This window comes from Microbacterium sp. cf046 (assembly GCF_900114345.1).
Classification (GTDB): domain Bacteria; phylum Actinomycetota; class Actinomycetes; order Actinomycetales; family Microbacteriaceae; genus Microbacterium.
In genome coordinates this window covers 1241847-1258747 of sequence record NZ_FOZJ01000001.1, presented here as the reverse complement: position 1 = coordinate 1258747, position 16901 = coordinate 1241847, and the positions used below count along the sequence as shown (strand labels likewise).

Sequence of the window (16901 nt, the reverse complement as noted above, 5' to 3'; positions counted from 1 at the left end):
TGGGAGAGATCATGGCAACCACCGTCCCGAGCACCGAGACGGCTCCGCTCAATCCCCGATCACGCGTGATCACCGCGAGCCTGGTGGGGACGACGATCGAGTTCTACGACTTCTACGCGTACGCCACGGCGGCCGTCCTGGTCTTCCCGATCCTGTTCTTCCCGACCGGCAACGACACCACTTCGCTGCTGGCGTCGTTCGCCGTGTTCGGTGCGGCGATGATCGCGCGACCGATCGGCGCGGTCGTCTTCGGCCATTTCGGCGACCGGTTCGGCCGGAAGGCGACCCTGGTCGCATCGCTGCTCACGATGGGAATCGCGACCTTCCTGATCGGGTGCCTGCCCACCTTCCAGCAGATCGGCTGGTGGGCGGCGCTCATGCTGCTCGTGCTGCGACTCGCGCAGGGCTTCGCGCTCGGCGGCGAGTGGTCCGGCGCGGCGCTGGTGGCCACCGAGAACGCACCGGCCGGCAAACGCGCGTGGTACGGCACGTTCCCGCAGGTCGGTGCTCCGCTCGGCTTCATCATCGCCAACACGGTGTTCCTCGCGATCAACTGGCTGCTCCCGCACCCCGACGGCACCGGCCAGCGATCCCAGGCGTTCCTGGAGTGGGGCTGGCGCGTGCCGTTCCTGTTCTCGGCCGTGATGGTCATCATCGGACTGTGGGTGCGGCTGCGGCTCGTCGAGTCCGAGACGTTCGTGAAGGCAGAGGAGAAGGGCGCGCTCACCAGGTTCCCCCTCGGCACGGTCATCCGCCTGCACTGGAAGCACCTCATCCTCGGCACCTTCATCATGCTGGCGACGTACGTGCTGTTCTACCTGATGACCAACTTCACCCTGTCGTACGGAACGAAGCCGGCCGATCTCGCGGCGGCCTCCGCGGCCGCACAGGCCGCCGCCGAGGCGAACGGCAGCAGCTTCGACGCCACGGCCTTCGCCGCGCAGTTCTATCCGGGACTCGGCTTCGGCTACACGGACTTCGTGGTCATGCAGATCATCGGCGTGGTGTTCTTCGGAATCTTCACCCTGCTGTCCGGGCCGCTCGCCGACCGGATCGGGCGGCGCAGGCTGCTGCTCTGGGTCACGGGCGCGATCATCGTCTTCGGCCTCACCTTCACCGTCTTCCTGCTGCCGCAGGCCGACCCGAAGTTCACCGGTGCGCTCACCCAGGCGTTCCTGGTGATCGGATTCATGCTCATGGGTGCGAGCTTCGGGCCGATGGGCGCGGTGCTCCCCGAGCTGTTCCCGACGAACGTGCGCTACTCGGGCTCGGCGATCTCGTACAACGTGTCGTCGATCCTCGGCGCCGCGCTCGCGCCGCTCGTCGCGGTGTGGCTGTGGCAGCTCGGCGACGGCAACCCGTGGCTGGTCGGCATCTACCTCTCGGCGATGTCGGTCCTCACGTTCATCGCGCTGCTGCTGGCGCCGGAGACGAAGAACATCGACTACGACGACAACCTCGGGCTGGGCGAGACGGCGTCCCTCTAGCGGCGCCGATGCCTCAGTCCAGGAAGAGCGCCCGCAGCCGCTTGGTCGTGAAGACGAGCCCTACTGCGATCATCACGACGTAGTACAGGACGTGCCAGAGCATGCCCCAGTACAGGGCGCCGGTGGTCAGCCCGCGCACGAGCTCCACGCCGTGCCACAGCGGGAAGATCTTCACCAGCACCTGGATGAACTCCGGGTACACGGTGATCGGATACAGCGTCGCGGAGAACAGGAACATCGGCAGCAGTACGAAGTTGATCCAGTCCATCTGCTGGAACGCTTTCATGTAGCTGGTCACGGCCATGCCGAGGCTTGCGAACCCGAACGCGATCAGCAGCACTGCGGGGATGGCGAGGATCGCGGTCCACGCGAGGTTGAGCCCGGCGATCTGCATGATGATCATGAACCCGGTGGCGTACAGCAACCCGCGCAGCAGCGCGTAGAGGATCTCGCCGAGGGCGACATCCAGCGGCCCGAGCGAGGTGGACAGCATCCCCTCGTAGAGCCTTCCGTAGTTCAGCCTGAAGAACACATTCCACGTCGAGTCGTAGATCGCACCGTTCATCGCCGAGACGGCGAGCAGCGCCGGCGCGATGAATGCCGCGTAGGAGACCTCGAGTCCTGTGGTCGTCTCGACGTCGCCGATCAGGCCGCCCAGGCCGATCCCCATCGACAGGAGGTAGAACACCGGCTCGAAGAACCCGGAGAGCACGACGATCCAGCTCGAGGAGCGCGCGGCGATCAGGCCGCGCTGGACGACCGCACCCGGGTTGCCTGCCCAGAGCGCGCGCACGCCTCCCGCCCGACGCGCAGCCGAGACCGCGGTGGCGCTCATTTGGCGAGCCGCCGTTCGAAGATGCGCCTGCCCAGGACGTAGCCGACGACCGTGAGCGCGATCAGGTACCCGAAGTGGATGACGAGCATCGCCGGCTCGATCGGACGACCGTAGGTGAGCCACCGGCCGATCTCGGTCGCGTGCCACAGCGGCGAGATCCAGCCGATCCATTGCAGCCACAGCGGCAGCGTCGCGAGCGGATAGAACGTGCCCGAGAACAGGAACATCGGCATGAAGACGAAGCGCTGAACGAGCGCGAACTGACCCTTGTCGTCTTCGATGGACGCAGCGTATGCCATCAGCGGAATACCGAAGGCGAGGCCGGCGAGGACCGCGATGAAGATCGACAGCCATCCGGTGGCGACGTCCGGGATCGCGCCGAACAGGTACAGGAACGCCGTGTACGCGACGGCCACCACCGCCATGCGCGCCGCCGCTCCGAAGACCACGCCCGTGGCGATCTGACGGGAGGCCAGCGGCGACGCGTTGAAGCCGTAGAAGTACCGCCGCCACTTGAAGCCGGCCATGACCGGATAGGTGAACTCCTCGCTCGCGACCGCGATCGTCGAGGTCATCAGAAGCGCTGGGGCGACGAAGACGAGATACGAGACCTCGACGCCCCCTTCGCTCACCGGGGCGTCGATGAGCGCCGCCAGGCCGACCGCGAGTCCCAGCAGGTAGAGGATCGGCTGCCCGAGAGCCCCGACGATGATCGTCCAGCCGTAGGCGCGCATCGCGCGCACCATGTGCTCGGTGACATACCAGGCGCCGAACGCCCGCGGCTTGCGCCCCCACTCGAGCGCTTCGGCACGCAGCTCGTCGAGCGACGGCTGCGCGATCACGGATGCCGCCGCCTCCGGCATCCGCTCGTCGTCCATGTCCGCGGCTGTCATTCGATCAGCGACCTTCCGGTCAGCCGCAGGAACACGTCCTCGAGGCTCGAGCGGCGCACCAGCGAGGTGATCGGCTCGAGACCGCGCTCGGTCACGCGCTCGAGGGCGTGCTCGCCGTTCTCGGTGTAGATCAGCACGCGGTCGGGCAGCACCTCGACGCGATCGCCGATGCCCTGCAGCTGCGGCTCGATCTGCTGGTTGCGGTCGGAGCCGAAGCGCACCTCGAGCACCTCGCGGCTGGAGTGCTGGCGGATCAGCGACGCCGGCGTTCCCTCGGCCATGATCCTGCCCTTGTCGACCACGACGAGCCGATCGCACAGCTGCTCGGCCTCATCCATGTAGTGCGTGGTGAGCAGGAGCGTCGTTCCGCGCTCCTTGAGCCGGAACAGCCGATCCCACAGCACGTGGCGGGCCTGCGGGTCCAGGCCGGTCGTGGGCTCGTCGAGCAGGAGGATGCGCGGGTCGTTGATGAGCCCGCGCGCGATCGTGAGCCGGCGCTTCATTCCGCCGGAGAGCTGATCCACCTTGCTCTTGGCCTTGTCCTCGAGTGCCGCGAAGGCGAGCAGCTCGTCGGCCTTCCGCGAGCACTCCGCGCCGGACAGGCCGAAGTAGCGGCCGTAGATGTAGAGGTTCTCGCGGGCGTTGAGCTCGCCGTCGAGGTTGTCCTGCTGCGGCACGACGCCCAGGCGTGAGCGGATCTCCGGGCCGTACTGATCAGGGTCGAGCCCGAGGATCGTCAGGTCGCCGCTCGTGCGCGTCGAGACCGCGCCGATCATCTTCATCGTGGTCGACTTGCCCGCGCCGTTCGGGCCGAGGAGGCCGAACGACTCCCCTGGCGCGACCTCGAATGACAGCCCGTCGACGGCCAGGAAGTCGGGCTTGCCCTTGACCTTGTAGGCCTTCACGAGGTTCGACGCGGAGATGACGGGAGCGGGCACCGGATAACACTACCTGCGGCGCCGGACACCCCGAGGAGAGCATCTGTCAACCCAAGTTGACGAAGACTCGAGTGTCAACTAATGTTGACGCCGATGCCGTGGCCGCGGCATCCGTCGATCGAAAGGCGGCCCGCATGAGCGGAGACGAGATCCGGACACTGGTCGGCTCGGTGGGCGAGCCGGCGCCGATCGCCGAGTTGCACCGCCTCGCCGACGTGCGCCGGGAGCTCGCCCGCGCCGAGGAGGTGCAGGTGCGCCGCGCCCGCAACCTCGGTCATTCGTGGCAGGCGATCGCCTCGGCCTTGGGCGTGAGCCGACAGGCCGTCCACAAGAAGTACGGTCGTATGTGACCCCCGACAACACCGAGGTACTCCGCGTGTCTGCATCCAGCACCCTCTCCGAATCCAGCGCCGATCCCGCCGAAGCCGCGCCACCGGCCGGCCGCCGCCGACGCCGAAAAGTCCCTGAAGGCCCTCGCGCGACCTTCCGCCAGCTGCTGCCGTTCATCTTCGAGCACAAGCGCACCCTCGTGGTCGTCGCGGTGCTGAGCGTGCTCGGCGCCGTCGCCACGCTGGCCCAGCCGCTGCTGGTGGGTCAGGTGATCGAGCGCGTCCAAATCGGCGAGACCCTCGGATCGCTCGTCTGGCTGCTGATCGCCTTGGTCGTCGCATCCTCGGTGATCTCGGGCTACCAGCACTTCCTGCTGCAGCGCACCGGCACTGCGGTGGTCTACTCCAGCCGTCGCAAGCTCATCGCACGGATCCTCCACCTGCCGATCAGCGAGTTCGACGCCCGGCGCACGGGCGATCTCGTCTCGCGCGTCGGCACGGACACGACGCTGCTGTACGCGGTGCTCACGCAGGGTCTTGCGGATGCCGTCGGCAACGCGCTCATCTTCGTCGGAGCGCTCGTCGCGATGGCGATCATCGATCCGATCCTGCTCGCGCTGATCATCGTCGTGATCGGGGTCTCGGTCGTGGTGGTCGTGCTGCTCAGCGGCCGCATCCGCACGGCCTCGACCGATCAGCAGGTCAAGGTCGGCGAGCTCGCCTCGGGCGTCGAACGCGCCGTCGGGTCCATCCGCACGGTCCGCGCCGCGGGGGCGACCGAGCGCGAGGTCGCATCGGTGACGACCCTCGCCACTGACGCGTACACGGTGGGCGTCCGCATCGCGAAGGTCTCCGCGCTCGTGGTCCCGGTCGCGGGCATCGCCCTGCAGGTCTCGCTCCTGGTCGTGCTCGGCGTCGGCGGATTCCGCGTCGCGTCGGGTGCGATCACGATCGCATCGCTCGTGACGTTCATCATGTTCCTGTTCATGATGATCGCTCCGCTCGGCTCGACGTTCGGGGCGATCACGTCCGTCAACCAGGCGCTCGGCGCGTTGGGCCGCATCCAGGAGGTGCTGGATCTGCCGACCGAGGAGCAGGGCGACGCGGCGGTCGCGGGGACCCTGCGAACGGCAGGCGGACCCGGGCGATCGGCTCAGGCCCCGACCGACGCCCCCGCGATCGCATTCCGCGACGTGCGGTTCCGCTACCCGGAGGCCGTGGTGGCCGCCCGCGAGGCGGCAGAGGCCGAGGCGAGGGCCGTGCTGGAGCAGATCCACCTCGAGCGCGCCGCGACGGCCGGCGATGTGGCGGAAGCCGATCGCGATGTGCTCCGCGGTGTGTCCTTCGACGTTCCACGCGGCGCTCGTGTCGCACTCGTCGGTCCGAGCGGCGCGGGAAAGAGCACCGTGCTCTCCCTCATCGAGCGGTTCTACGACCCGACGGCGGGCGCGATCGAGCTCGACGGGCGCGACATCCGCGCCCTCTCCCGGGTGGATCTGCGTGCGCAGTTCGGCTATGTCGAGCAGGATGCACCGACGCTCGCCGGTACGCTCGCGGACAATCTCCGACTCGGATCGCCCGAGGCGACCGACGCCGACTGCGAGCGTGTTCTGCACGCCGTGAACCTCACCGAGGTGCTCGAGCGCAACCCGCTCGGGCTGCAGGCGCCGGTGGGCGAGGACGGCGTCATGCTCTCGGGCGGTGAGCGTCAGCGCCTCGCGATCGCGCGGGCTCTGCTGGCTGCGCCGCCGATCCTGCTGCTGGACGAATCGACGTCGTCACTGGACGGTGTCAACGAACAGCGGATGCGCGAGGCCATCGATGCGGTCGCCGCAGACCGCACGCTGATCGTGATCGCGCACCGCCTGTCGACCGTGGTCGACAGCGACCGGATCGTGGTGCTCGACCACGGCCGTGTGGTCGGTCAGGGCACGCACTCCGAACTGGTCGCCTCGACGCCGCTGTACCGCGACCTCGCGAAACACCAGCTGCTGGTCTGAGTCGGGCGTTTCGTCTCGGTCGCTGCGCTCCCTCGCTCAACGACCGGGACGTGATCCCGAACGGCGTTTCAGGAGCGCTGCAGGCGGTAGCGCAGGGCTGACAGCTCGGCCTGGAGCGGCGCGGGGACGCGTCCGTCGAAGGTCGCGTAGAACTCCTCGGTGAGGTCGGCCTCGCGCAGCCACGAGTCACGGTCGATCGAGAACAGCTCGTCCAGATCGTCCTGCGGGACGTCGATGCCGTCGAGGTTGAGGTCCTCGGTGCGCGGCAGTCGGCCGATCGGGCTGTCGACCGCGGGAACCGACCCGTCGATGCGGCGGATGATCCAGTCGATCACGCGGGCGTTGTCGCCGAAGCCGGGCCACAGGAACCGGCCGTCGGAACCCTTGCGGAACCAGTTCACCTGGAAGATGCGGGGGGCGCGATCGAAGCGGAGCTTCTGGCCGACCTTGAGCCAGTGACCGAAGTAGTCGGCCATGTTGTACCCGCAGAACGGGAGCATCGCGAACGGGTCGCGGCGCAGCTCGCCGACGGTGCCCTCGGCGGCGGCGGTGCGCTCGGACGAGATGTTCGAGCCCATGAACACGCCGTGCGTCCAGTCCGTGGCCTCCACCACGAGCGGCACGTTCGTGGCGCGACGGCCGCCGAACAGGATCGCATCCAGCGGCACGCCTTCCGGCGCCTCCCAATCCCCCGCGATCTGCGGGCACTGGCCGGCGCTGACGGTGAAGCGCGAGTTCGGGTGGGCGGCAGGGCGACCGGAATCGGGCGTCCAGGGGTTGCCCTCCCAGTCGGTCAGGTTCGCCGGAGCCTCGTCGGTCAGACCCTCCCACCAGACGTCGCCGTCCGGACGGAGTGCGACGTTCGTGAAGATCGTGTTGCCCCACAGCGTCTCGACCGCGGTGACGTTGGTGGACTCGCCGGTGCCCGGGGCCACGCCGAAGAAGCCGGCCTCGGGGTTGATCGCCCACAGTCGCCCGTCGTCGCCGGGGCGCAGCCAGGCGATGTCGTCGCCGAGCGTCTCGACGCGCCAGCCGGGGATCGAGGGGCGGAGCATGGCGAGGTTGGTCTTGCCGCACGCGGACGGGAACGCGGCGGCGACGTGGAACGCGCGGCCCGTCGGGTCGATCACGCGGATCAGCAGCATGTGCTCGGCGAGCCAGCCCTCATCGCGTCCGATCACGGAGGCGATGCGGAGCGCGAAGCACTTCTTCGCGAGGATCGCGTTGCCGCCGTATCCGGAGCCGAAGGACCAGACCTCGAGCGTGTCGGGGAAGTGCACGATGTACTTCTCGTCGTTGCAGGGCCACGCGACATCCTGCTCGCCCGGCTGCAGCGGCGCGCCGACCGAGTGGACCGTCTTGACCCACGGAGCGCCCGCGGCGATCTGGCGGAGCACATCCGTGCCGACGCGCGTCATGATGCCGATCGAAGTGACTGCGTAGGGGCTGTCGGTGACCTGCACGCCGATGTGCGAGAGCGGGCCGCCGACCGGACCCATCGAGAACGGGACGACGTACATCGTGCGTCCGCGCATGCTGCCCTCGAACAGCGGGGTGATCGTGGCGCGGATCTCGGCGGGGGCGATCCAGTTGTTGGTCGGACCGGCATCCTCCTCGAGCTCCGACGCGATGAACGTGCGCCCTTCGGTGCGGGCGACATCGCTCGGGTGGGAGCGGGCGAGGTACGAACCGGGGCGCCACTCGGGGTTGAGCTTGATGATCTTGCCGTCGTCGACCATCGCCCGCAGCAGCGCGTCGTTCTCGGCGCGCGAGCCGTCCACCCAGTGGACCCGCTCGGGCTGGGTCAGCGCGGCGATCTGGTCGACCCACGCGATCAGCGAGGTCAGTCCGTCACCGTCCATCGCCGGGCGTCGTCCGAACTCCCCCGTCGTCGGCGTCAGCCGGTGGGCGTCGCGGGGTGCGGGTCGCGTGAAGATGTCGGCAAGGGCCATGATCACTCCTCCTCGATCGATCAGATCGGTGTTCTTCCTCCACTATGCGAGGTATTTCGTGAAGTTTTGGAAGGATGCCGAATCAAGAAGTGCGTTTCTTTCGCTATGCTCAAGGAATGCCGCCGACCTCCCTCGAACTGTCCACCCTGGGCCACCGCATCCGTCACCAGCGGGTCTCTCAGGGCCTCACCCTCGACGAGCTCGGCGAGCTCGTCGGCGTCGCGGGGAGCCAGCTGAGCCTGATCGAGAACGGCAAGCGCGAGCCCAAGCTGTCGCTCCTGCAGTCGATCGCGAGCGCCACCGGCGTCGAGGTCACCGACCTGCTCTCCCCGGAACCGCCCAACCGCCGCGCGGCCCTCGAGATCGAGCTTGAACGCGCCCAGTCCAGCTCGATCTTCCGGCAGCTGGGCATCCCGGCGGTGCGGGTCACCAAGGGCATCCCGGACGAGACGATCGAGTCGGTGCTCGGCCTGCACCGCGAACTGCAGCGCCGCGAGCGCGAGGCGATCGCGACGCCCGAAGAGGCGCGCCGTGCGAACACCGAGCTGCGGCTGCGCATGCGCGACGGCGACAACTACCTCGGCGAGATCGAGCAACTGGCCGAGAAGCAGCTCAAGGCCGCCGGGCACGTCTCAGGCGCGCTCACCCACCGCACGGTGAGCATCATGGCCGAGCAGCTCGGCTTCGAGCTGCTCTACGTGAGCGACCTGCCGCACTCCGCGCGCTCGGTCACCGATCTCGAGCACGGTCGGATCTACCTGCCGCCCGCGTCGATCCCCGGCGGTCACGGCCTGCGCTCGATGGCGCTCCAGGCGATGGCGCATCGGCTCCTCGGGCATCAGCGTCCGACCGACTACGCCGACTTCCTCGAGCAGCGGCTCGAGATCAACTACTTCGCGGCGTGCGCGCTCATGCCCGAAGCGGCCTCGGTCGCCTTCCTCACTCAGGCCAAGCGCGACCGCAACCTCGCCGTGGAGGACTTCCGAGATGCGTTCGGGGTGACCCATGAGGCGGCCGGGATGCGCATGACCAATCTGCTCACCAAGCATCTCGGCATCCGGCTGCACTTCCTGCGCGCCGACGGCGCCGGCGCGATCTCGCGCGTCTACGAGAACGACGACCTGCCGCTGCCGCACGATGTCACCGGATCGGTCGAGGGCCAGATCCTCTGCCGCAAGTGGTCGGCGCGCTCGGCGTTCTCCGAGCAGAACCGCACGACCGAGCACCACCAGTACACCGACACCCCGGTTGGCACGTTCTGGTGCTCGACGCAGACCGGGTCCACCGCCGACGGCGAGTTCTCGATCACCGTGGGCGTGCCCTTCGACGATGCGAAGTGGTTCCGCGGGCGGGAGACGCAGAAGCGGGCGGTCTCGACGTGCCCCGACGAATCGTGCTGCCGCCGACCGCCCGCGGAGGTCAGGGATCGCTGGCAGGGCAAGGCGTGGCCGAGCGCGCGGGTGCACATGCAGATGTTCTCGCCGCTGCCCCGTGGCGCCTTCCCCGGGGTCGACGACAACGAGGTCTACGCGTTCCTCGACCGGCACGCCCAGGGCTGAGCCGACGCCGGAGCGCTAGGGGCCGTCCGCGCCGGACGCGTCGGAGGTGTCCGAGTCGGAGCCGGGCACCGCCGTCGCCGTCGAGCCCACTGCCACCGCCGCGACGGCGATCGAGCCGTCCGGGGCGGCACGCTCGCCGCGGGTCCCCCATCGCAGCCACGCCATGACGTAGATGACGAGGCCGAGCACGAGTCCGGCGACCACCCAGAGCACGACGAGATAGTCCACCCACGAGCCGATCGGCGGCGATCCGGGCAGGAACGTGCGCAGCGGAATCGTCGCGAAGAGCATCGCTGCCATCCAGCTCATGAGCGTCGCCTCGACTTTGCGGATGCCGCGATATGCGACGATCGCGACCGTCAGCCCGAGCACCGGCAGCACCGCCATGAGCCCGAGGATCACGATCCCGAACGCGACGGTCGCGACGGATCGCGTCGCGGTGACCCGGATCTGCGTGACCGGCTCGCCGTCGACCACGACCTCGTCGGTGCCGGGTATCTCCTCGGACGAGAACGTCCAACCGGGAACGTGCGCCGAGCCGCACAGCAGTGCGGGGATCGCGGTCATGTCGTCGCCGACGCCCTGGAGGGGGACGATTGCGACGTCCACGCTGTGCGAGTCGAAAGGCCAGCGCTCGACGTAGCCGTCGGTGATGAAGCTGAGCGACTGAGGCGACGGGATCTCGTCCTGCGCGATCGTGAACGAACGCGGACCGTCGGTGTCGCTCACCAGGATCGTCAGCGGCTCGCTGAGCAGGCTCGTCTCCGCGGAGCCGAGGGGCCCGAACGACAGGACCGTGAGATTCGCGACGATCCGATCGCCCGCGGCGTTGACTGATTCGGGCGTGATCGAGAGCAGGATCGCATCGGAGGGCGGCTCCTGCGTGCATCCCTCGATGTTGGCGAACCGCTCATTGACCGCATAGAGGGCGACGACGACGACGTACACGAGCACGAGCGCGACGATCAGGACGATCCCGAGCGTCCGCCCGCGGTGATGCGCAGGTCGGCTCGGCGCGGATTCACTCGTCACGGGTCACAGTGTGCCACGCGCGCGCTCACGCGGTGATGAAGGCGCGGTAGCGGTCCAGGGCCGCACCCACCTCGGCATCCGTCGCCGACTCGGGCGCGAACAGCTCGGGCAGGGGCGCCTCCGAATGCCGCCCGACCGCGAGCGAGTGCGTCCACACCCCCACGACCTCGCCTCGGGCGATCAGGATCGGCCGCACGATGCCGTTCATGCTCGGTCCGACGTGCGCGAGGAACTCCGGGGCGCACGGCACGGCGCGGTCGGCGTACGACAGGTAGTACTCCTCGAACGGGGGCAGTGCGATCACCTCGTGCGCGCCCGCGCTTGTGCGCGGGCTAGGTCCGGCCGCGACGTAGAGCCGATCGCCGTCGTCGGCGACCACGGACAGGCGATCGGATGCCGCCTCCGCGGCGGCCCGGCACACCCCGAGCGGCAGCCCCGACCACCACGAGAAGTCGCGGACGCCCGCCGGACCGTGCGAGGCGATGTAGCGCGCGAAGAACTCGGCGAGCGGGTCGGCCGGCCATGACGGCTCGCGCAGCCATTCGTCGGATCGCACGATGTACTGCTCGCGGCTGGGGCCGGCCTCCCGGGGCACGACCGGGCCCTGGCACACCAGATTCCGCACGGACAGCGCGACGAGGAGGTGGTACCCGCGCTGGCCCGCAGTCGAGACGCCGCCGCGTTCGAATGCGGCGAACAGCTCCTTCCGCGTGAGACGGTCGCCGCCTGCGAGAGCGGCCATCGCCAGCCGCTCCGCCCTGCCCAGCTCGTCACCGTCGATCCCCTCGGCGCGATGAACCCCTGCGGCCGCGCGTGATTGCCGCTCACCCGTCAGTGACAGCACCCAGCCCAGATCGCGCGCGGGGATCACGTGGATCGTCCCCCGCATCGTCCACGAGCGGACGATCTGACCCCCGTCGAATACGGCGTCGACGTCTCGGACGCTCGGGTCGCCCTTGGTCCGGGCGGCGAGCGCCCACCGTCCGCCCCAGAACTCCTGGCCCTGCGTCGCGAGCATGTGCTCGGCAGCCGCGGCGATCGTCGGCGCCGGTGCCGACAGGCGGTGCGAGCGCAAGCGGCGCTCGAGCATCCGTGACGTGTTCACAGCCACATTCTCGCGCGCATCGCGGACAGCGAGCGTCCGCGAATCGGCCTACGCGTACGGGTTCGCCGTGAGTGTGTACTTGGTCTGCAGGTACTCGTGAATGCCTTCGGCGCCACCCTCGCGGCCGAGGCCGGACATCTTCCAGCCACCGAACGGCGCCGCCGCGTTCGAGACGACGCCCACGTTGAGCCCCATCATGCCCGTCTCGAGCTTGTCGATCATGCGCTGTCCGCGCGAGAGGCTCTCGGTGAACACGTAGGACACGAGGCCGTACTCGGTGTCGTTCGCGATGCGCACGGCGTCGTCCTCGTCATCGAACGGGATGATCGCGAGCACCGGCCCGAAGATCTCTTCGCGGAGGATGTCGCTCCCCGGCTGCACGTCGATGACCACGGTGGGTTCGTAGAAGGTGCCTGCGCCGTCGATCTCGTGGCCGCCGGTGCGCACCTGCGCTCCGCGCGACACCGCGTCGTCGACGAGTGAACGCGCCTTGTCGACCGCATCCTGGTTGATGAGGGGGCCGATGATGACCCCGTCCTCGGTGCCGCGGCCGATCTTGAACGCGGCGACCCGCTCGGTCACACGCCGCGCGAACTCGTCCGCGACGTCACGGTGCACGATGAACCGGTTCGCGGCGGTGCAGGCCTGTCCGATGTTCCGGAACTTCGCGAGGATCGCGCCGTCGACGGCCTTGTCGAGATCGGCATCGTCGAAGACGACGAACGGCGCGTTGCCCCCGAGTTCCATCGACGTGCGCAGGACGCCGTGCGACGCCTGCTCGAGGAGGCGCTGACCGACCTGCGTCGAACCGGTGAACGACAGCTTGCGCAGACGCGGGTCACGGATGATCGGCTCCGAGACGGCGCCCGAGGTCGATGTCGTGAACACGTTGACGACGCCCTTGGGCAGGCCCGCATCCTCGAGCAGCTTCGCGAAGTAGAGGGTCGTCAGAGGGGTGAGCTCGGCCGGCTTGATCACGACCGTGCAGCCTGCCGCGAGCGCGGGCGCGATCTTGCGGGTCGCCATTGCGAGCGGGAAGTTCCACGGAGTGATCAGGAAGCACGGCCCGACCGGATGCTGCGAGACGATCATGCGTCCGGTGCCTTCGGGGTTCGCGCCGTACCGGCCCTGGATGCGCGCCGTCTCCTCACTGAACCACCGCAGGAACTCGCCGCCGTACGCGACCTCCCCGCGCGCCTCGGCCAGCGGCTTGCCCATCTCGATCGTCATCAGCAGGGCGAAGTCCTCCTTCCGCTCCTGCAGCAGGTCGAAGGCGCGGCGCAGCAGCTCGGCCCGCTCCCGTGCCGGGGTCGCCGCCCATGCCGGGAACGCCTCGGCGGCGGCATCCATCGCGGCCTTGCCGTCGACGGGCGACGCGTCCGCGATCCGCTTGACGACCTGGCCGGTCGCCGGGTCGAAGACGCGCAGCTGCTTGTCGTCGGTCGCGGAGCGCCATTCGCCTCCGATGAACAGCTTGTCCGGCACCCGCGCCAGCAACTCGGTCTCACGGTCGACTGTCACAGTTAGGTCCGTCATCGGGGACTCCTCGTTCGAGCGGATGCAGCGGCATCCGGTATCGGCGGCTCGTGGTTCATTCTGGTCGCGCTGGACTCCGAGCGCGATGTACGCGGTGTACAGCCGCCTGGGTGCGAGTGTTCGTCAGGGACGGTCACCGCGTCGCCGCGGGCACCCCCCGGGGCAGCAGGTTGCGCTCGAAGAATGCCGCAAGGTCGGCGGTGGCGGTGAGCGGAAGCACGGCGGCCACGTACTGATCCGGCCGCACCACGACCACGACGCCGTCGCGCGAGAGCTCACGCTCGGCGAAGATGTCGGCGCTGGTCCAAGCGCTGGGCGCTGCCGTGTAGACCTTCTCCCAGTCCGTGAGTTCGAGCGGGCCCGTTCGCGGCGTGAAGAGACCGGGGACGCGCGTGATGTCGATCTCTTCGAAGGGCTGCTGGTAGATCGCCTTCACGTCGAACACCGCATCGATGTCCGCCCCCGCCGGCGTGTGCCGGGCGATCGGGGAGTCAGGCGAAGCCATCCACGCCGCCCAGTCCTCCAGTGCGGAGCGCCCGACCTCCGTCGCGGATGCGGTGGCCGCGGTGTCTGCGAACGCATAGACGCGCCAGCGCCCGTCGGCCTTGGCGTGGTGACCGAGATGCACCACGTTGCCGTCGCACACGCGCACGACCTCGACCGACTTGAACCGCTTTCCGATGGGGAATCCTGCCGCGAGCGCCTGATCCGAGTCGTCCGCGATGACGCTCGAGGGGCCGTACTGCGTCATGAAACCGGACGGGAACTCCGCGGTCGCCAGATAGTACGTGGCCAGATCCTGCGGATCGGAGATCTCCTCCGGCTTGCGCGCCATGAGCGTCGACCACTCGCGGTCGAAGTCGATCAGCTGCTGCGCGACCGGCTGGCGCTCGGCCGAGTATGTCGCCAGCAGCGACTCGGGGCTCAGACCGCTCAGGACGTGTCCGAGCTTCCAGCCGAGGTTGAATCCGTCCTGCATCGAGACGTTCATCCCCTGGCCCGCCTTCGCGCTGTGCGTGTGACACGCATCGCCGGTGAGGAAGACGCGCGGCGCCCGCTCCTCGCCCAGCGGCACGTCGTCGAACTTGTCGGTGACCCGGTGGCCGACCTCGTACACGCTGTGCCAGGCCACCTGCTTCACATCCAGCGAGTACGGGTGCAGGATGTCGTTCGCCTTCCGGATGATCTCCTCGATCGGCGTCTGACGCACCCGGTGATCATCGTTCTGGGCGACCTCGCCGAGATCGATGTACATCCGGCTCAGGTATCCGCCCTCCCGTGGGATGTGCAGGATGTTGCCCGCCTCGGAGTTGATCGCGCACTTGGTGCGCCAGTCGGGGAAGTCGGTGTTCACCAGCACGTCCATAACGCCCCACGCGTGTGCGGATGCGCCGCCGAGGTGCTTCCGGCCGATCGCCTCGCGCACGCCGCTGCGCGCGCCGTCGCACCCGGCGACGTACTTCGCGCGCACCGTTCGCTCCTGGCCGATGCGCTCCCCCGCGGTGTGGCGCACCCGCACCTCGACGGGGAACTCCCCGTCGTCGTGGACTTTGAGATCGACGAACTCGATGCCGTAGTCGGGGACGATCCGACCCGGTCCGTGCGCGGCGGCCTCGGCGAAGTAGTCGAGCACGCGCGCCTGATTGACGATCAGGTGGGGGAACTCGCTGATCTTGAACGCGTAGTCCTCGGTGCGCGCCGTTCGCACGATGTTCCGGGGGTTCTCCGGGTCGGGCCCCCAGAAGTTCATGTACGCGATGTTGTACGCCTCGGCCATGATGCGCTCGGCGAATCCGAACGCCTGGAAGGTCTCGACGCTGCGCGGCTGGATGCCGTCGGCCTGCCCGAGCACCAGTCGGCCGTCGCGGCGCTCGATGATGCGCGTCGTGACGCCGGGGAACTGCGCCATCTGGGCAGAGAGCAGCATGCCTGCCGGGCCGGATCCGACGATCAGCACATCCATCTCATCGGGAAGCTCGGACCGACGATCGATGCCGGTCCCCGCCGCGTCCTGCACGCGGGGCTCGCCCGAGACGTATCCGTGGTGGTGGAACTGCATGTGGTCCTCCTCGGACGGCGTTGTCCCGGTCCGCGTTGACGGTGCTTGCGTCGAAAGGGATGCCGTTCTATATTCGAACACGAAGTTCTACTACTGAACAGATCGTAGACGTTCCGGTGAGACGGACACAAGGGGTGGCGGATGACGATGACGGATGCCGGTTCCACCCCGGCCTCGCAGACGCTCAGTCGCGGCATCCGGATCCTCGAGATCCTCGCCGACGCCCGTGAGCCGCTCTCGATCGATGAGATCGGCAGGCGCCTGGGCGTGCACCGGTCGGTGGCGTACCGGCTGCTTCGCACGCTCGAAGATCACGGTCTGCTCACGCGTGACGGCGCCGGGCGGATTCAGCTCGGGGCACGGATGGCGGCGCTGGCCGCCGGTGTGGCGCACGACCTGCAGGCCGAGGCTCTCCCCGAACTCACCGCCGTCGCGAACGACCTCGGCACGACGTGCTTCCTCGTCGTGCTCGATCACGACGAGTGCGTGACGCTCGTGAGCGTCGAGCCGCGGCATGCCGTCGCCTCGGTGGCGCAGCGGCCGGGGACGCGGCATCCGGTCACGATCGGCGCGCCCGGCAAGGCCATCCTCTCCGTGCTCCCCGCGGGCGAATGGCCGGCGGACGTGTCGGATCACCTCCGCGGCGAGGTCCGCGAGGCCGCCGCGCGCGGATTCGCGACGAGCCACGACGAGGTGATCCCGAGCCTGCGGTCGGTGTCGGTGCCCATCGTGCTGCGGGGTCGACTGCCCTCCGCGATCGCGGTGGTCTACGTCGCGAGCGCCCACGGGCCCGCCGAGATCGCCCTGCGGCTGCAGCGCTCGGCCGCGGTGATCCGCGACGCGCTCGGCGGCTAGGCGATCTCGTCGACGAAGCGGACGTTGTACACGGCGATCCGCTGCGGGATGCCGTCGAACGCCTCGGCGCGCGCGTCGGATTCCATGTACACGCTCTCGCGGGCGACGAAGGCGGCCTGATCGCCCTCGGCGCTGACCGCCCAGATGAACTCGTTCGTCTCGGGCAGGCCGTACGCGAAATCGATCGTGAATCCGGCGCCTGAGCGCACGCGCGGCATCCACTCCTGCCACCAGGCCAGGAAGGCGTCGTATTCGCCGTCGACGAGCGTGTACCTGCGCAGCTGGATCGTCTTCACGGCACCAGCTTGGCACGGCGGCTGC

The 16901-nt window shown here is 68.9% G+C and carries 14 protein-coding genes; 5 read left to right on the top strand and 9 right to left on the bottom strand.

What is annotated here, in order from left to right; all coding sequences use genetic code 11:
* Nucleotides 1–11: 11 nt before the first annotated feature.
* Nucleotides 12–1487: an MFS transporter gene (locus BM349_RS05695; RefSeq protein WP_091704235.1), complete on the top strand. Its 1476-nt coding sequence runs from the start codon at nucleotides 12–14 to the stop codon at nucleotides 1485–1487.
* Between the two features lie 13 nt (nucleotides 1488–1500).
* On the opposite strand, the gene BM349_RS05690 is transcribed toward BM349_RS05695, so the two are convergent.
* From BM349_RS05690 to BM349_RS05680, 3 genes are read right to left on the bottom strand one after another with little or no spacing between them, the layout of a single operon-like run.
* A complete protein-coding gene (locus BM349_RS05690) occupies nucleotides 1501–2322 on the bottom strand; it encodes an ABC transporter permease (RefSeq protein ID WP_091704232.1) in 822 nt (273 codons plus the stop codon).
* Nucleotides 2319–3215 carry an ABC transporter permease gene (locus BM349_RS05685; protein ID WP_254773741.1) on the bottom strand — a complete coding sequence of 299 codons (897 nt, stop codon included), beginning with the start codon at nucleotides 3213–3215 and terminating at the stop codon, nucleotides 2319–2321. The genes BM349_RS05690 and BM349_RS05685 overlap by 4 nt, the downstream gene beginning before the upstream one ends.
* The gene (locus tag BM349_RS05680) at nucleotides 3212–4153 is read right to left on the bottom strand and encodes an ABC transporter ATP-binding protein (RefSeq protein ID WP_091704228.1); all 942 of its coding nucleotides are present in this window, start codon (nucleotides 4151–4153) and stop codon (nucleotides 3212–3214) included. Before BM349_RS05680 ends, BM349_RS05685 begins: the two co-directional genes overlap by 4 nt.
* A 134-nt stretch (nucleotides 4154–4287) precedes the next feature.
* Here BM349_RS05680 and BM349_RS05675 point away from each other — a divergent pair, with 134 nt between their 5' ends.
* Nucleotides 4288–4503, top strand: a complete 216-nt coding sequence (locus BM349_RS05675) for a death domain-containing protein (RefSeq protein ID WP_091705033.1) — start codon at nucleotides 4288–4290, stop codon at nucleotides 4501–4503.
* A gap of 26 nt (nucleotides 4504–4529) precedes the next feature.
* The gene (locus BM349_RS05670; protein ID WP_091705030.1) at nucleotides 4530–6482 is read left to right on the top strand and encodes an ABC transporter ATP-binding protein; all 1953 of its coding nucleotides are present in this window, start codon (nucleotides 4530–4532) and stop codon (nucleotides 6480–6482) included.
* Between the two features lie 68 nt (nucleotides 6483–6550).
* Here BM349_RS05670 and BM349_RS05665 read toward each other — a convergent pair whose 3' ends face one another.
* Nucleotides 6551–8434: a phosphoenolpyruvate carboxykinase (GTP) gene (locus BM349_RS05665; protein ID WP_091705025.1), complete on the bottom strand. Its 1884-nt coding sequence runs from the start codon at nucleotides 8432–8434 to the stop codon at nucleotides 6551–6553.
* A 116-nt stretch (nucleotides 8435–8550) separates the two neighbouring features.
* Here BM349_RS05665 and BM349_RS05660 point away from each other — a divergent pair, with 116 nt between their 5' ends.
* Nucleotides 8551–9993, top strand: coding sequence for a helix-turn-helix transcriptional regulator (locus tag BM349_RS05660; RefSeq protein ID WP_091704225.1), 1443 nt, complete (start codon nucleotides 8551–8553; stop codon nucleotides 9991–9993).
* Between the two features lie 15 nt (nucleotides 9994–10008).
* Here the strand turns inward: BM349_RS05660 and BM349_RS05655 are convergent, their stop codons facing one another.
* The 4 genes from BM349_RS05655 to BM349_RS05640 all read right to left on the bottom strand — a co-directional run bounded on the left by BM349_RS05655 (nucleotide 10009) and on the right by BM349_RS05640 (nucleotide 15725).
* Entirely contained in the window at nucleotides 10009–11025 is a 1017-nt protein-coding gene (locus BM349_RS05655) for a DUF4436 family protein (RefSeq protein WP_091704222.1), read from the bottom strand.
* A 25-nt stretch (nucleotides 11026–11050) separates the two neighbouring features.
* Nucleotides 11051–12130 (bottom strand): winged helix DNA-binding domain-containing protein, encoded by a 1080-nt coding sequence (locus BM349_RS05650; RefSeq protein WP_254773740.1) that lies wholly within the window; start codon nucleotides 12128–12130, stop codon nucleotides 11051–11053.
* A gap of 48 nt (nucleotides 12131–12178) precedes the next feature.
* Nucleotides 12179–13666, bottom strand: a complete 1488-nt coding sequence (locus BM349_RS05645) for an NAD-dependent succinate-semialdehyde dehydrogenase (RefSeq protein ID WP_175525193.1) — start codon at nucleotides 13664–13666, stop codon at nucleotides 12179–12181.
* A 133-nt stretch (nucleotides 13667–13799) separates the two neighbouring features.
* Entirely contained in the window at nucleotides 13800–15725 is a 1926-nt protein-coding gene (locus BM349_RS05640) for an FAD-dependent monooxygenase (protein WP_091704210.1), read from the bottom strand.
* 147 nt (nucleotides 15726–15872) lie between these two features.
* Between BM349_RS05640 and BM349_RS05635 the strand changes: the two genes are divergently transcribed.
* A complete protein-coding gene (locus tag BM349_RS05635; RefSeq protein ID WP_091705022.1) occupies nucleotides 15873–16580 on the top strand; it encodes an IclR family transcriptional regulator in 708 nt (235 codons plus the stop codon).
* Here the strand turns inward: BM349_RS05635 and BM349_RS05630 are convergent.
* Complete coding sequence (locus BM349_RS05630; RefSeq protein ID WP_091704207.1) at nucleotides 16577–16876, bottom strand: hypothetical protein; 300 nt, start codon at nucleotides 16874–16876, stop codon at nucleotides 16577–16579. The genes BM349_RS05635 and BM349_RS05630 overlap by 4 nt on opposite strands.
* Nucleotides 16877–16901 lie beyond the last annotated feature (25 nt).

What these genes read in the sequence shown, in the direction of transcription:
- BM349_RS05695 (WP_091704235.1), top strand. Translation starts at nt 12, where the DNA reads ATGGCAACCACCGTCCCGAGCACCGAGACGGCTCCGCTCAATCCCCGA.
- BM349_RS05690 (WP_091704232.1), bottom strand. Translation starts at nt 2,322, where the DNA reads ATGAGCGCCACCGCGGTCTCGGCTGCGCGTCGGGCGGGAGGCGTGCGC.
- BM349_RS05685 (WP_254773741.1), bottom strand. Translation starts at nt 3,215, where the DNA reads ATGACAGCCGCGGACATGGACGACGAGCGGATGCCGGAGGCGGCGGCA.
- BM349_RS05675 (WP_091705033.1), top strand. Translation starts at nt 4,288, where the DNA reads ATGAGCGGAGACGAGATCCGGACACTGGTCGGCTCGGTGGGCGAGCCG.
- BM349_RS05665 (WP_091705025.1), bottom strand. Translation starts at nt 8,434, where the DNA reads ATGGCCCTTGCCGACATCTTCACGCGACCCGCACCCCGCGACGCCCAC.
- BM349_RS05660 (WP_091704225.1), top strand. Translation starts at nt 8,551, where the DNA reads ATGCCGCCGACCTCCCTCGAACTGTCCACCCTGGGCCACCGCATCCGT.
- BM349_RS05645 (WP_175525193.1), bottom strand. Translation starts at nt 13,666, where the DNA reads ATGACGGACCTAACTGTGACAGTCGACCGTGAGACCGAGTTGCTGGCG.
- BM349_RS05640 (WP_091704210.1), bottom strand. Translation starts at nt 15,725, where the DNA reads ATGCAGTTCCACCACCACGGATACGTCTCGGGCGAGCCCCGCGTGCAG.
- BM349_RS05635 (WP_091705022.1), top strand. Translation starts at nt 15,873, where the DNA reads ATGACGGATGCCGGTTCCACCCCGGCCTCGCAGACGCTCAGTCGCGGC.